The organism is Peribacillus saganii (assembly GCF_003429095.1).
GTDB lineage: Bacteria > Bacillota > Bacilli > Bacillales > DSM-1321 > Peribacillus > Peribacillus saganii.
Genome location: NZ_QVTE01000018.1, coordinates 1 through 15,753 on the forward strand (window position 1 = coordinate 1; position 15,753 = coordinate 15,753).

The window sequence follows — 15,753 nt, forward strand, 5'->3', positions numbered from 1 at the left end:
AGGGTGACGACATATCGTCATCACCCCAACATTTGACGGAGAACCATAAATCATGAATTAGGCACTTGCTTTTAAAGGAGCCACTCCAATGAAGGGAAGAAGGGGCAGTTAATCATTAATCGCTTTTTATGGCTCTGGAGCACCACCTTTGTGAATGTCCTTTTATTCTGCATGTATCCAGGAGTTTTCGTTTCTGTTTATTTTCGCATAGTTATACATCTTTTTGCGTGGTTGAACCATCTGAATTTTCTGATATAAAATAATAGTATGAAATTATGAAAACTTGGATTTGCAGAAAAAGAAAGTAAATCTTTTTTAAACAAAACAGATGTCTAGCTAGGGTTCTCAACCCGGATGCAAAGGAATTGCTAGTTCTGGGATCACCACAAGATAAGGAATGCTTCGCGGCGAGAACATCGCATGAAACAAGGCGACAGCTTGGTGAGTTTAAGCAGGCCTCGATTGTTGTGATTAAAACCCGTCAACCGGTCATAAACCAATCGTTTCGGAAGGCAAAGTCGGCTTTCTGTCAACGTTTGCTTTGTACCTGTCGGACTTGTACTAGACGAAGAATGCGTTTCAGCGATACATCTCACAAACAAAGCAGCTTTTAAGGATGTGCTAGCATCGGTGGATAAGGAATGAACTAGTCCGCTTTCTTTTTGTCAGGAGGTGGGTGAGGACGACGCCGTTACAGGAGTTGGCGAACTTACCCGTTCTTCCTCTTTGGTGGCGCACAGACTTATCTTAGAAAGGGAGATGGAGATATGAAAATCAAGAAGCTTTCAATTGTGGGGCTGCCGATGGATCTGGGCCAGACTCGAAGGGGAGTCGATATGGGACCTAGTGCAATCCGCTATGCCGGAGTCGTAGAACGACTTGAGAATTTAAATTTAGAAATAGACGATTTAGGGGATATTGTTGTTGGCAGACCAAAATTAATCGAAAACCCCAATTCCAATTTAAAAAATTTGGAATTGGTTGCAAAGATGAACACCGAGCTTGCACAAAAGGTGGATGAAATTGTAAAGGGCGGCTCTTTTCCTCTTGTACTGGGCGGGGATCACAGTATTGCAATTGGAACGCTCGCAGGAATCTCTAAGCATTATAAAAACCTGGGTGTGATTTGGTATGATGCTCATGGCGATTTAAACACAGAAGCTACATCACCATCAGGCAATATCCATGGGATGCCTCTTGCTGTCAGTCTAGGCCTGGGCCATCCGGATTTAACGGATATCTTGGATTATACACCTAAGGTTAAGCCTGAAAACGTGGTAATAATCGGTGCCCGATCTCTGGATGAAGGAGAGAGAGAACTCATCAAGGAGAAAGGCATAAGAGTTTTCACAATGCATGAAATTGACAGACTTGGAATGACCCGTGTGATGGAGGAAGCGATAGACTATTTAAAAGGAAGGACAGATGGAGTTCATTTGTCACTTGATTTGGATGGGCTTGATCCAAATGATGCCCCTGGTGTGGGAACCCCTGTTATCGGTGGGATAAGTTATCGGGAAAGTCATTTGGCGATGGAAATGCTTGCTGAGTCAAATATGATAACATCAGCAGAGTTTGTCGAAGTAAATCCTATTTTAGATGAACGAAACAAGACAGCTACGGTGGCTGTTGCATTAATGGGATCTTTATTTGGAGAAAAGTTATTGTAGGATCGTAAATAAAAGCTAAAACCCCTTGGACAAAAGACAAGGGGTTATTTATATAAAGCATCTATTTAGTAAAGATTTTCTTTAGACGTAAGTGTAAAATACTTATTTAATAAGGTATCAAGTTTAGTGCTTGCTTCAACAACCTTATCGTCCGCCATGGATGAGTGAGTTGCTAGTGTAATCATCTTTTCGCGGCATTCTTCGATATTCTTCAGTAATTGTCCAAGCTCTGAGGCCATTAAGCATCCCCACTTTCCATTTATTCCTTATACTATATACCCACGTTCAAAAATATTAAACAACAAATTGTAAAACTTTGTTAAAATAAAGGAAATAAATTTTTGAAACCTTTCAGCTTGCGATTCGTAATTATCGTATAGCCGCATAGAGCGGGGGTAAAACGGAATGGATGCGCTTGTAAAATTAAGAATTAAGCAGGTTTTAAAGGGTGACCAAAATGCATTTGGTGAGGTAGTTGAACTGTATAAAGACAAGGTGTTTCAATTATGCTTTCGGATGCTGGGGAATCGCCATGAAGCGGAGGATATAGCTCAGGAAGCTTTTGTAAGGGCATATGTAAATATACGAAGTTTTAATATCGATCTTAAATTTTCAACTTGGCTTTACCGCATTGCAACGAACCTTTGTATAGACCGGATGAGGAAGAAAAAGCCGTCTGTTTATCTGGATGCTGAGGTGGCGGGAACAGACGGGCTTGATATGTATTCCCAGTTAGCTTCAGACATCCCATTGCCAGAGGATGAACTCGAAACCCTCGAACTGCAGGAAACTATCCAGGCGCAGATTATTAAGCTGCCTGAAAAATATCGATCGGTTATCGTATTAAAATATATAGAAGAATTGTCGTTAAAAGAAATCAGTGATATTTTAGATCTGCCAATTGGCACGGTAAAGACAAGGATTCATCGCGGCCGGGAAGCGCTGAGAAATCAATTGCGCCATTTATGAGAGGTGAAAAGAAATGAAATGCCCTAATGAGGCCATTGAATATATGCATGAGTATTTAGACGAAGAAATCAGTGAGGAAAATAAAGAACTCTTAAAAAAACATCTGCAAGAATGTGAGGACTGCCGGAATTATTTTCATGAATTAAAAAAGGCAATTGCTTTGGTGCAAAGTACCTCCCACATTGCTGCACCGGCGGATTTTACAGCAAGAGTCATGGCAAATCTCCCGGAGGAAAACAAAAAGGTTAAAGCAAAACGGTGGTTTCGAAACCATCCATTTCTCACAGCTGCTGCCATGTTTTTCGTGTTAATGTCAGGAACTGTGTTATCTACATGGAACCAGGATCAGCAATTCTCCTTTTCGAAGCAGCCAAGTCTTGTGGTGGAGAATGGTACGGTGATTGTTCCAAAGGGAAAAACCGTGGAGGGAGATATAGTTGTCCGGAATGGCGATATTAAAGTTGAGGGTAGAGTAAAAGGGAATGTAACGGTCATTAATGGAAAACAATATATGGCATCTGCGGGCAATGTGACAGGAGAAATAGAAGAAGTTGACCAGTTGTTTGAGTGGCTGTGGTATAACATTAAAGGAACCGGCAAAGAAGTATTAGATATAAACGAAAATGAAGAAAAAAAGTGACCGTTTTGGCTGGGTTACCAACCTTCGAACTTAGTAACTTTGATAGTTGCAGGTTTAAATGGAGGGAGGCGGGCCGGCTTTTTATTATGGCATGAAACCGGAACTGTTTGTTCATTTATTTAAATTCCAGTACCAAAACATTCAATAAAATAAATACGAAAAGGTAAAAACAGCCATATTTATAATAGCTATTTCAAAATTGGAGTTCATCTTTTTTATGTTATAATAAAAGGGTTATGGTTAATGATAAATGCCCTGCCTCTATGCAACCACGTTTTTACATAATGACAAAAACTTTTTGCGTATGGCGTTATTAATTTATCTTATTAATACTGCGACGAAAGAGCACTTTTCTAAAATTTATTCTTTTCATGCTAAGCTCCGGTTCAATTCAAAGTATCAACAGCTAAGCCGAAACGGAAATTCCATTTGGCTTAAGACGGGGAAGCGCAGGCTGGAATATCTCGTATTTGTCATCTTTGGGCCCGGATGCTTATCTTAACTACCGACTGGAGGAAGTATCATGTCACTACCCGATTTTACTTTCTTGGAGTTCTTGGTGAATTCCATTGATATTCTCCTTGTCTGGTTTGTGATATATAAACTGTTGATGGTTATAAAAGGAACAAAGGCTGTCCAGCTGCTTAAAGGTATCTTCGTCATCGTTGTAGTTCGAAGTTTGAGCGCGGCCTTTGGGCTAAATACCCTTTTATGGTTAATGGATCAAGCGCTGACTTGGGGATTTCTCGCAATTATTATTATTTTTCAGCCGGAACTACGCCGTGCTTTGGAGCAGCTGGGACGAGGGAAATTATTTACCCGGTCGGCTGTTCAGGAAGATGATAATCCGGATCAATTAATTGAAGCAATCATTAAAGCTACTAGCTATATGGCGAAGCGGCGAATTGGCGCACTGATTTCTGTAGAACGGGAAACAGGGATGAACGATTATATTGAAACAGGTATACCGTTGCAATCGCAAATTTCTTCGGAGTTACTAATCAATATTTTTATACCAAACACTCCTCTCCATGATGGAGCAGTTATTATCCAGAATAGTCATGTAGCTGCAGCTGCATGCTATCTTCCTCTTTCCGAAAGTCCATTTATTTCAAAGGAGCTCGGAACAAGGCATAGGGCGGCATTAGGAGTAAGTGAGGTCACTGACTGTATTACCATTGTTGTGTCAGAAGAAACAGGGAGTATTTCTTTAACGAAAAACGGAGAGCTGCATAGGGAATTAAACGCAGAAACCTTCAGAGAATTACTAGAGAGCGAGCTTTCCCTCGAGAATAAAACATCTTCATCTGCAAGATGGAACTGGAGGGCGAAGAAGAATGGATAGACTCATGAATAGTTCATGGTTTATTAAAGTAGTTTCTTTAGTTTTAGCTATTCTGCTAGCAGTATCGGTGAGTTTTCAGGAGGCAGGCTTAAGTGAATCTCCACTGTTTTCTCCCCGAGCGAAAAATGGCACGGAAAAGATACAGTCTGTTCCGGTTGAAGTATGGTATGACCGTGAAAACCTTGTGGTTTCCGGGGAGCCTAAAACAGTAGATGTTACATTAGAAGGCCCTAAAGTGCTCCTGCTGTCAGCAAAAAATCAAAGGGATTTTAAAGTGTACATTGACTTAACAGATCCAGAAATCTCTATGGGAGACAAAAGGGTACCTATTAAAATCAAGGACATTAACGAAAAAATAAAAGTAAGCATTAACCCAGTGTATGCGCAGGTTTCCGTACAGGAAAAAATTACGAAGGAATTTAAAGTAGAAGCTGAATATGACCGGACTTTACTCGAGGATGGCTACACGTCCGATAAACCGGATATCAGTCCTGAAAGAGTGAGCATTACAGGGGCTAAGGATATTATTGACCGGATTTCATATGTAAAGGCGACTATTGAGCTGAGCCGTGGAGTAAATGGAACAGTACACCGTGAGGCGCGAGTCCGGGCGCTTGACCGGGAATTCAACAAGCTCAATGTCATCATCGACCCGGAAACAGTGAACGCCTCACTGACTATAAGAATCCCCTCCAAGACGGTACCGATAAAGCCTGTACAATCCGGCAGCCCAAAGAACGGAGTGAAAATTTCAGCAATTCAGGCTGAGCCAAAGGAGATTACCTTATTTGGCGAGGAGTCTGTATTGTCAAATATTGGGGCACTTACACTTCCTATTGATGTCAGCAAGATCAATAATTCAACCACGTTTAATATGGATGTCAATCTTCCCGAAGGTGTTCAAAGAGCATCTAGGAAGGAAGTAACAGTAACGGTAAAGGCTGAGCCCGAAAATCAGGAAACAGCCGATCCGGTTGACGAAAAAGAAGATATTCCAGCAGAGGAAGGGACAAGGCCACAGGCTGATAAGACTAGAACCATTTCTAAGGTGAATGTACAGCCGGCAGGGCTGCCAGAGGATTACCAATTAGAGTTTGTAACGCCAGCACAGGGACAAACAGATGTAACCCTGAAAGGCTCGGAAGAAGAACTTAAGAAAATAAATGATTCAGACATCCTTCTATCTATAGATGTAAGCAATCTGGAGGAAGGCGAGCATACCGTAGATATTAAAGTCAAGGCACCAGCTGCGGCAAAATGGGAGCTTGCTTCTTCACAGGCTACAGTTAAAATAACGAAAGTGGAAAAGGACGCGTAAGATTTTGGAATTCAATCAGTTACTATAAGGAGCGATAACAAATGGGTAAATATTTTGGAACAGACGGAGTAAGAGGGGTTGCCAATAGTGAGCTAACACCGGAGCTTGCTTTCAAACTTGGCCGCTTTGGAGGATATGTTCTTACGAAAGATACGAAGCGTCCTAAGGTACTGATTGGGCGTGACACTCGGATTTCAGGACATATGCTTGAAGGTGCTCTTGTGGCAGGATTGCTGTCCATAGGAGCAGAAGTGATGCGTTTAGGCGTAATTTCAACGCCCGGAGTTGCTTATTTAACAAAGGCTCTTAGTGCTGAGGCAGGTGTAATGATCTCTGCTTCCCATAATCCGGTAGCCGATAACGGGATTAAGTTTTTTGGACCGGATGGGTTTAAGCTATCTGATGAGCAGGAAAATGAAATTGAACAGCTTATGGATCAGGAAACGGATACGTTGCCTCGACCTGTTGGAGCGGATTTAGGTCATGTTAATGACTACTTCGAAGGCGGCCAAAAATACCTGCAATACTTAAAGCAGTCGGTAGATGAAGACTTTACGGGTATCCACATTGCGCTGGACTGTGCGCATGGAGCAACTTCATCCCTTGCAACGCATTTATTTGCCGATCTTGATGCCGATATTTCAACAATGGGATCAAGTCCTAACGGATTAAATATAAATGAAGGAGTAGGATCTACTCACCCAGGAGCACTCGCATCTCTCGTGAAGGAAAAAGGGGCAGATATCGGACTTGCCTTTGATGGAGATGGAGACCGACTCATTGCCGTTGATGAAAATGGAGAAATTGTTGATGGTGACCAAATCATGTTCATCTGTGCCAAGTTCATGAAAGAGCATGGAAGGCTAAAGCATTCGACTGTTGTTTCCACAGTCATGAGCAATCTTGGTTTCTACAAAGGGTTAGAGGCAAATGGTGTAAACAGTGCCCAAACCGCGGTTGGAGACCGTTATGTAGTAGAAGAAATGAAAAAAGGCGGCTATAACCTTGGTGGTGAACAGTCAGGCCACATCATCTTCCTTGATTATAATACGACAGGTGATGGCTTGCTGACAGGACTTCAGCTGGTCAATATCCTGAAAATTACCCAGAAGCCTCTATCTGAATTGGCATCGGAAATGAAAAAGTTCCCGCAAACTCTTGTTAATGTCAGGGTAACTGATAAACATGGTGTAACAAAGAATGAAAAAGTTCAGGAAATAATCAGTCAGGTAGAAGCTGAAATGAACGGAGACGGCAGAATTCTGGTTCGTCCTTCTGGAACAGAGCCCTTGGTACGCGTTATGGCCGAAGCTCCAACTCAGCAACAATGCGAAGCCTATGTCCATCGCATTGTAAAAGTGGTTGAGGAAGAAATGGGATTAGAATAGTCCGATAGCAGTAAGCTATTTTGTTCATCTTTCCCTTGAGATTCATAGCTGATTGGTAATGGTCTTATGATATAAGGGAGATGAAAATATCCAAATGTAAAAATCATGAGTGCACAGGGTGAACATCCGTTTGTCCCTGTGCATATAATATTATTATGGGTTTAAAGTCCTTTTTACGTGGTCAATAAAAGGACTTGTAATCAGGTTACTAATAAATGATGATTGACGAATAGCTCCGTGTAAGGTAAGATAAATCGTGTTTTTAAGTTATTATTCAAAAAACAGAAAGGTGGATAGATGTTATTTACATTATAATAAAGCGCCTGGACTAAACTATGGACGAAAGGGTTTAGTTGACGAGGAGGAGGTTTATCGATTTTCGGCGGATACCTCCCGGCTGATCTGCACAGCCGTAATTCCTTCCTCAAAACAGCGGAGGCAACTCGCTGCACAAAAGGAACGAAGTGCACACAACTAATAAAATTTCAGAGATAAGGGGGCAAGTTTGCCCCCGCGCAAACTTGTCCCCTTTTACTCATATGGGAGGAACAGTTTTATGTGTGGTATCGTTGGATATATCGGTAACTTGGATTCAAAGGAAATTTTGCTAAAAGGCTTAGAAAAGCTTGAATATAGAGGATATGACTCTGCAGGTATCGCAGTTAAAAATGAAGCTGGCGTAACTGTTTTTAAAGAAAAAGGCCGCATTGCAGACCTTCGTGAAGCTGTAGATCAGAATGTTATTGCAAATACAGGGATTGGTCATACGCGCTGGGCAACACATGGTGTTCCAAGCCGAGTCAACGCACACCCGCATCAAAGTGCTTCAGGGCGCCTCACGTTGGTTCATAACGGGGTTATTGAAAACTATGCGATTTTAAAGCGTGAATATTTATCGGATGCAACTTTTATCAGTGAAACGGATACAGAAGTCATTGTTCAGCTTATTGAAAAGTTCGTGAACGATGGACTGGAAGTGGAAGAAGCGTTCCGCAAAACGCTGAAACTATTAAAAGGTTCATACGCATTGGCGCTTTTAGATGACCAGAATGACCAAACGATATTTGTGGCTAAGAATAAAAGCCCTCTGCTTGTTGGAGTAGGTGATGGTTTTAATGTTGTAGCATCTGACGCAATGGCAATGATTCAGGTGACTGATCAATATCTAGAGCTAATGGATAAAGAAGTGGTAATTGTAACAAAGGACTATGTATCAATCCAGAAGCTTGATGGCCAGGAAGTAAGCCGTGAGCCTTATACTGCTGAACTGGACATGAGCGATATTGAAAAAGGAACCTATCCGCATTATATGTTAAAGGAAATTGATGAGCAGCCTGCTGTCATCCGCAAGATTGTCCAAGCATATCAAAATGAAAGCGGCGATTTAACTATCGATGGTAATATCATTAGTGCGATGGGAGCGGCGGACCGGATATATATTATTGCAGCAGGAACGAGCTACCATGCTGGACTTGTGGGAAAACAGTTCATTGAAAAAATGGCTAAAATTCCGGTTGAAGTTCATGTAGCATCTGAGTTTGTTTATAATATGCCATTACTGTCCGAAAATCCTTTATTCATTTTCATCTCTCAAAGTGGTGAAACTGCGGACAGCCGTGCCGTTTTAGTGGAAGTGAAAGAGCTTGGATACAAAGCTTTAACCATCACGAATGTACCGGGCTCTACATTATCCCGTGAAGCGGATTATACGTTATTGCTGCATGCAGGACCTGAAATCGCTGTTGCCTCTACAAAAGCTTACACAGCTCAGCTTGCTGTACTTTCCATTTTGGCAAATGTAACAGCTACAAGCCTTGGCTTAAGTTCAACTATAGATCTTGGCCATGAACTGGGAATTGTGGCAAACTCTATGGATGGGCTTATCGATGCAAAAGAAGAAATGGAAGCAATTGCGCGTGAGTACCTATCTACTACACGCAATGCATTCTTTATCGGCCGTTCCCTTGATTTCTATGTCGGCCTTGAAGGCTCATTGAAGCTAAAGGAAATTTCCTATATTCAAGCTGAAGGATTTGCAGGCGGAGAGCTAAAGCACGGAACCATTGCTCTTATTGAAGATGGAACTCCAATCATCGCTCTTGCAACTCAAGAAGCCGTAAACCTAAGTATCCGCGGTAACGTAAAGGAAGTAGTCGCCCGCGGCGCGAACCCTTGCATCATTTCCATGAAAGGCCTCGAAACTGAAGAAGACCGTTTCGTACTGCCTGTTGTGCATGAATTATTAGCACCTCTTGTCTCTGTAATACCATTGCAGCTAATCTCTTATTACGCAGCCCTGCACCGCGACTGTGATGTGGATAAGCCGCGTAACCTTGCGAAGTCAGTTACTGTGGAGTAAGGTTGAAGCTTAGCTGAAGATATTTATTTAATACAACCCAGTTGTAATCGGTACAACTGGGTTGTTATCTATACAAGTCGGCTATAATAAACTGGTCAGGTAAACTTTGACCAGTTTTTTATTTTGAGCAAAAAATTTAACTGGCAAAGAGCCATGGAAAAAGATGAAATTGTAGTTTTTAAGATATTTAAGATAACTCTAGGTCTTATCCATATAATTTGAATCACAAGAAGGTGTGAGATATTGGATATCAAACATTTACAATATTTTATTGAAGTTTCCAAATTTAATAGTTTCTCGCGGGCTGCTGATCATCTATATATTACTCAACCAACCATTAGTAAAATGGTTAAAAACCTTGAGACAGAGTTGGGGGTTGCTCTTTTTGACCGGTCTCGGAAGCAATTAACCTTAACGGATGCAGGACGTATCATTTTGGAGCAAGCAAAATTAATTGACAAAGCGTTCAAAAATTTAGAAATTGAGTTAGATAACCTTACAGGGTTAAAAAAAGGACATATACGCATTGGATTACCGCCAATATTTGATGCACATTATTTTCTTAAAATAGTTGGGGGCTTTCACGAAAGATACCCTGGGATTACGTTCCAGCTGGTCGAGGAAGGTTCAAAGAAAATAGAAGAAGATGTAGCAAACAATCTTCTTGATGTAGGTGTAATTGTTCTTCCCACCAAGAATGACATCTTTGAGCATTTTTCATTTATGGAAGAGGATCTAAAGCTTATCCTTCACCCGTCGCACCCTCTAGCAGAAAGAAAGGAAGTCAATTTGGCTGAATTGGCAAATGAATCGTTTATTTTATTTAATAAGGACTTTGTCCTAAACGACCGGATTATTCACTCTTGTAACAGTGCAGGCTTTAATCCACACATTATTTCAGAAAGTTCACAACCATCTTTTATAGAAAAAATGGTTGCAGGCAAATTGGGAGTTTCTCTTTTGCCGGAAAGCGTTTGTAACCAATTGAATAAAAATGTAAAATCGGTAAAAGTGGTAAACCCATCTATCAGTTGGCACCTAGCAATTATTTGGGGCAAAGATCAATACTTCTCCTATGCTGCAAAAGAATGGCTGAATTTCACTATAGAACAGCTTAAAATGGGTAATCAAGAAGATTAGTTCAATAATGATTATAGATATTCTATATTTCCAGAAAACGGTTCTTTATGGAGAATCGTTTTTTTATTCCAACGATTTATATATATGATGCATACTTGTAAGTGTTTACATAGACAAAAGCTATACTATTGATAAAATATAACCATTTTACTCTCTGATCCATGAGGCGTACACTAGGAACAGGCGGAAAAACCTTTTATTAACTTGCATATGGTAGTTACCAGCTAGAATCCACATCATGAAAGGAAGCTACTCTAAATGGAAGCAAAAAAAGTGAGAGAAAGCCGTATTATTAATACAGCTCAAGTATTATCATGCGATTTAAATAACTACAATACATTGTTTGGCGGCGTTCTGATGAAAAAGCTCGATGATGCCGCAACTTTATCAGCCCGCAGACATTCAAGGATGAAAGAATGTGTGACGGCATCTACAGACTCTATCGATTTCTTATGCCCAATTCATCAAACTGATTCAGTCTGTGTGGAATCGTTTGTAACATATACAGGAAGAACATCTATGGAAATTTTTTGTAAAGTCATTGCCGAGGATATTATGAGTGGCGAACGAAGAATTGCTGCTACGGCATTTTTGACTTTTGTTGCGTTGGATGAAAATAAGCGGCCTGTTGATGTTCCAACTGTTATACCAGAAACAAAGGAAGAAGAATTTCTGTATAACACAGCTAAAGAAAGAGCAGAGATTCGCAGATTTAGAAGACAAAAAAGTAAAGAATTAGCTGAGTATATTTCACTGGAAAAACCATGGGATAAATAAAAGGAGGAAGAATTTATGATAACTTTATCTAGTATTGATGAGTTAAACTCCACCAAAGAAGCCTTTGAAAAGTTAAAAAAAGACTATCCAAGTCTTTTTGAAAAACTTTTGGATATAGTTAATCTTACACGTGCATTCCAATTTAAATATTATTACATGGGATGTTTAATTATGGATGAGGATCCGGGCCAATATGCCCCGAATTTTGTGTATGGTTCTGTTCTTCGCTTATATAAAAAAGAAGTGCAAAAATTAAAAGATGATCAAGATTACGAAGTATTAAAACAAACTTTTTCTGACTTCAGAAATGCCGGTTACGCAAAAATCAGCCTTTTAGTACTCGGTATGAAACCTGAATCATTTGTAGATACAACTTGCATTAGGTAAAACGGCAAATCGTAAAATGAAATTCCTTTTTGGAAATGAATTAGTTCCTAAATGTGTTTTGGATCAGCTAGGGATTTAGGGTTCTGGTGGAGAGATATTTAGAACACTGCCAAGGGTCTGCTAAAAGGTTGGGACCATTGCGTCCCTCTTTTTTTGCCTATTTTTAGGAAAACCACAGTGAACAACTCTAATGGAAAATGCTATATTATCTATTCGTCATCGAAGTTCAAATAATATTCAAACTGTATCTTACCCTTCAAGAAATGCCATTCTTATTTACTATCTTGCATCGTTAATAAATTTTGTCATCATTTCTTCATCCATCGGGCCCACTATTTTTTTATTTATTACTCCTTGTGTATCAACAATATAGCTGGTTGGAATAGTAAAGGTTTGGTAGGTCTCACCAACTTGTCCTTCTTTATCTAAAAGAATAGGGAAAGTAAGGTCATATTTCTTCACGAATTTTTCTATTGCTGCTTGCCCGTTCTCCTCACTAGTCAGATTAACGGCAAGGATTATAACGTCTTTATCTTTATTTTTTTCATAAAAACGCTGCATATGTGGAATTTCTGCTTTGCAGGGTGGACACCATGTTGCCCAGAAATTTAAAATGACTTTTTTTCCTTTAAAGTCTGAAAGCTTGACGGTTTTACCTTCGAGTGTCGTTAAGTGGAAATCAGGCGGTACGGATCCTACTTCAGGTAAGGTTGTTGCAGCCATTGATTCACTAGCGTTAACCCTAATGCCCACATGATCACGACCCCCTGTGGATAAATCTTTACTTACTTTTGGTTTCTCCAGGTTTAGTAGAACGATTGCTATGGCAATAACTATTATTGTAATCCCCAATAAATTCTTCTTCATTTTCAAAGTCCTCCTTCTTATCTGGAAGAATAAGTAAATAACATGATTGCTACTAACATACAGAAATAATAATCAGTATTTGGATTAACAGATGAAAATAAACATTTTTTTAAGTATTCGATTTGGATTAATCGACCAATTATATTATTAGGGTCTCAATTGATAAGAAATAATGCTAAAAATTATAATGAAAAGCATAGATTTGAACTTGTTGTAAACGATAAACTAAAATCAACAGTTTTCCACAAATAAGGATAAACAGATTCCAACAAATAAGAATCCACAGTTTACCCTTAATGAACCCACTTTCTATATACTTAAATCAGTCTATGGAAAGTGAGGAATAAACAGGAGTGGAAAGGTGTAGACGTCAAGTCGAATTTTACACTTTTTGCTCATTTCCTTTTTACACTTCTGCTGAAAATATGCTTTTCTGATTTTTCATACGATGACTTTCCTCATTCTCTCCACCATGAATGACTTCCACACGATGAAGTAACCGATCCAAAATGGCAGTTGTAATACCTTGATCCCCAATTAAATTACCCCATTCATCTGGACTTTTATTTGAGGTGAGAATGATCGAACTTCGTTCGTATAGATGGTTGATCAAATGAAAGAATAGGTTCGCTTCTCTCTGATCCATCGCCATATACATCAAATCGTCGATAATGACTAAATCGGCACTTCTAAGCCGTTTGAGTTGTACCTTTGATTTGTTCAGATATTCTTCCGTCTTTAAGAGCTGTACAAGCTCACCCATTGTGACGAAATAGACATTGAATCCTCTGTGAACAGCTTCGAGCCCAAGCCCAATTGCTATATACGTTTTTCCAATGCCAGGTGGACCTAATAGGATTAAGTTGTACTGTTGCTCCAGCCAGCTTAACTCTCTGAGTTGTGTTAGCTGACGGGCAGTCAGAACGTTTTGACCTTTCAGTTCAAACTCATCTAATGACTTCACGAAAGGGAAGCGTGCCCATTTCATTCTTTTTTCAAGGCTTTTTGCTTCACGCTTTGCTAGTTCATATCGCGTAATAGACTCTAAAAATTCTAAGTAGGTCCATGAAGCTTTTTCAGCTTCGCGAAGAAGCTTTGGCAGCTCCTCCGCGGTTTCTGATAAGCGTAACTGACGAAATTGATTCTGCAATTCATTTACAGTTTTATTCATCATGCACGACCTCCTAAAATGCTAATATACATATTTAGGGATCGAGTAGAGGCCTTGATATTAGAATGTTTTGCTGATTTGGAGTAAAGGGCTTCTATCTCCTGTACAGGCTGGTTATTCGACGTATGCAGGTGATACACAATATCGCGAAAATCGTTGGCGCTATAAAGCCTTTCTGTCGTGCACTTGGTCATCGCCATATTAATAAACGCTGGATACTTTTTAATCACTTGATGAATGATAGCGAACTGATCACGCAGATACCTTGGGTATCTTTGACTGATCTCATCAAAATAAGCAGCTGCCTGTTTCTGATCTTCAAAAAAGTAAATCAGGCGTTGTTTAAATTCTTCAATCCCTTTTGAGCGATCACGGGTGTGATTGCGATTTTGAATTAGTTTTCCTTTTTCTAAGCTGATGCCATGCTCGGCAATGATTTCACCTTCTGCTTGTTTTCGAATTACGAGCGTTTGTTGTTCTGCACCTTTAACTTCAATCAAAACAAGATTCTCAGAGTTTGTTTGGTAAGTCCCAAGTGGAACGGAATAGCGATTTGACTTGTATCGGATGGTGTTGTCCTTACTTACACTTCTTGTTATACTTGGATTATTGGTACTTTCATAAGAAAGTAACGAAGAGACTGGCTGTAAGTGTTGCTTTTCGAGGAGAAACACTTCTGCTGGTCTTCTTTTCGTTGTTTGATGAACCTGATGGTTCCCGGTACGCTGGAGCCATTGTAATGCCCGATGATTCCAATCCTCTATGTCGCTAAACACTCGACTGTCTGCGAAATTGCCTTTTATGTACTTCACCACATTTTCAATCATGCCCTTAGATTCCGGGTCAGCTCTTCTGCATAGGTGAACTTTAAACTTACGTTCATTCACATAACTTTGAAATTCAGCTGTTAAAAGCAGTTGCCCTGCATTCTCGCTAACTGTGATTAAGTGATCCTGATCGTATACGATTTCTTCCGTGCGTCCTCCATAAAATTGAAATGCATTTTCATGACACCGGATCGCATCTCTTGTAGTAAAAGGACGTGTCTGCCACTCCATATATTTCTGCCTTGAGTGAGCCATGACAAACGCAATGAAGAACAGCTTAATCTCTTTATTGTCAGTAGTCTTCTGCTTTGTTTCACCCCAATCTACCTGAAGTTGTTTACCCATTGGTTGTTCAGGGACTGCTTCGTATTGACGAACAATCACTTTCTTCTCAATCTGATAGATTTCCCTGACTTCTTTTACATAAGATCTCACAGTACTTCCCCCGACTACCAGATCGGGGTATCTCTCAAGGAGCCAATCATGGATCTGTGCACCACTCAGGTGCGGGTACTCTTCTAACCAGGCAAGTATCCAGTCTTTATAGCTGTCTAATTTCTTCTTCCTCCCATGAAATTCTTCAGTGTAAGCTTTTGCTTCCTCCAATGTCATATCTAAATATTTATAGACAGTTGGCCTTGAGATCTTAAGCTCCTTAGCGATTTGTGCTACTTTAAATTTCCGTTTATGTAATTCCTGAATCTTTACATACAACACTAATTTCTCCTCCAAAATCCTAACCTCCAGTAAAATAACATCGCAAACTATTTTACTAAAGTTTTAGGCTAATAGAGCAAAAGTGTAAAATCTAATCAAGCGAAAACTGTCAATTATATTCTAGCGTTTACAAAAGGCTGATGATTTACAACGAGATTCATAGGCTTCGCGGTGAGGG

At 40.0% G+C, this 15,753-nt stretch carries 14 protein-coding genes; 10 read left to right on the plus strand and 4 right to left on the minus strand.

Going from position 1 to position 15,753, the window contains the following annotated elements:
• Nucleotides 1–773 precede the first annotated feature (773 nt).
• Nucleotides 774–1,670, plus strand: coding sequence for an arginase (gene rocF, locus D0469_RS08330; RefSeq protein WP_199478424.1), 897 nt, complete (start codon nucleotides 774–776; stop codon nucleotides 1,668–1,670).
• 65 nt (nucleotides 1,671–1,735) lie between these two features.
• On the opposite strand, the gene D0469_RS08335 is transcribed toward rocF, so the two are convergent.
• Nucleotides 1,736–1,909, minus strand: coding sequence for an aspartyl-phosphate phosphatase Spo0E family protein (locus tag D0469_RS08335; RefSeq protein WP_117326285.1), 174 nt, complete (start codon nucleotides 1,907–1,909; stop codon nucleotides 1,736–1,738).
• Between the two features lie 166 nt (nucleotides 1,910–2,075).
• Between D0469_RS08335 and sigW the strand changes: the two genes are divergently transcribed.
• From sigW to D0469_RS08380, 9 genes are all read left to right on the plus strand, one after another.
• The gene (gene sigW, locus D0469_RS08340) at nucleotides 2,076–2,639 is read left to right on the plus strand and encodes an RNA polymerase sigma factor SigW (RefSeq protein WP_117326287.1); all 564 of its coding nucleotides are present in this window, start codon (nucleotides 2,076–2,078) and stop codon (nucleotides 2,637–2,639) included.
• 13 nt (nucleotides 2,640–2,652) lie between these two features.
• A complete protein-coding gene (locus D0469_RS08345; RefSeq protein ID WP_117326289.1) occupies nucleotides 2,653–3,279 on the plus strand; it encodes an anti-sigma factor family protein in 627 nt (208 codons plus the stop codon).
• Between the two features lie 523 nt (nucleotides 3,280–3,802).
• A complete protein-coding gene (cdaA, locus tag D0469_RS08350; RefSeq protein WP_117326291.1) occupies nucleotides 3,803–4,624 on the plus strand; it encodes a diadenylate cyclase CdaA in 822 nt (273 codons plus the stop codon).
• Nucleotides 4,617–5,942 carry a CdaR family protein gene (locus D0469_RS08355; RefSeq protein WP_117326293.1) on the plus strand — a complete coding sequence of 442 codons (1,326 nt, stop codon included), beginning with the start codon at nucleotides 4,617–4,619 and terminating at the stop codon, nucleotides 5,940–5,942. Before cdaA ends, D0469_RS08355 begins: the two co-directional genes overlap by 8 nt.
• Before the next feature lie 41 nt (nucleotides 5,943–5,983).
• Nucleotides 5,984–7,330, plus strand: coding sequence for a phosphoglucosamine mutase (glmM, locus tag D0469_RS08360; protein WP_117326295.1), 1,347 nt, complete (start codon nucleotides 5,984–5,986; stop codon nucleotides 7,328–7,330).
• Between the two features lie 556 nt (nucleotides 7,331–7,886).
• Nucleotides 7,887–9,689, plus strand: coding sequence for a glutamine--fructose-6-phosphate transaminase (isomerizing) (glmS, locus tag D0469_RS08365; protein ID WP_117326297.1), 1,803 nt, complete (start codon nucleotides 7,887–7,889; stop codon nucleotides 9,687–9,689).
• 243 nt (nucleotides 9,690–9,932) lie between these two features.
• Nucleotides 9,933–10,829 carry a cidABC operon transcriptional activator CidR gene (gene cidR / locus D0469_RS08370; RefSeq protein ID WP_117326299.1) on the plus strand — a complete coding sequence of 299 codons (897 nt, stop codon included), beginning with the start codon at nucleotides 9,933–9,935 and terminating at the stop codon, nucleotides 10,827–10,829.
• Nucleotides 10,830–11,087: 258 nt separating this feature from the next.
• On the plus strand, nucleotides 11,088–11,606 hold the full coding sequence (locus D0469_RS08375; RefSeq protein WP_117326301.1) for an acyl-CoA thioesterase: 519 nt from the start codon (nucleotides 11,088–11,090) through the stop codon (nucleotides 11,604–11,606).
• Between the two features lie 15 nt (nucleotides 11,607–11,621).
• Complete coding sequence (locus tag D0469_RS08380; RefSeq protein ID WP_117326303.1) at nucleotides 11,622–11,993, plus strand: hypothetical protein; 372 nt, start codon at nucleotides 11,622–11,624, stop codon at nucleotides 11,991–11,993.
• 279 nt (nucleotides 11,994–12,272) lie between these two features.
• On the opposite strand, the gene D0469_RS08385 is transcribed toward D0469_RS08380, so the two are convergent.
• From D0469_RS08385 to istA, 3 genes are all read right to left on the minus strand, one after another.
• On the minus strand, nucleotides 12,273–12,860 hold the full coding sequence (locus D0469_RS08385; RefSeq protein WP_117326305.1) for a peroxiredoxin family protein: 588 nt from the start codon (nucleotides 12,858–12,860) through the stop codon (nucleotides 12,273–12,275).
• A gap of 406 nt (nucleotides 12,861–13,266) precedes the next feature.
• A complete protein-coding gene (istB, locus tag D0469_RS08390; protein WP_117326307.1) occupies nucleotides 13,267–14,031 on the minus strand; it encodes an IS21-like element IS643 family helper ATPase IstB in 765 nt (254 codons plus the stop codon).
• The gene (istA, locus tag D0469_RS08395; protein WP_117326309.1) at nucleotides 14,031–15,575 is read right to left on the minus strand and encodes an IS21 family transposase; all 1,545 of its coding nucleotides are present in this window, start codon (nucleotides 15,573–15,575) and stop codon (nucleotides 14,031–14,033) included. Before istA ends, istB begins: the two co-directional genes overlap by 1 nt.
• Nucleotides 15,576–15,753: the final 178 nt, after the last annotated feature.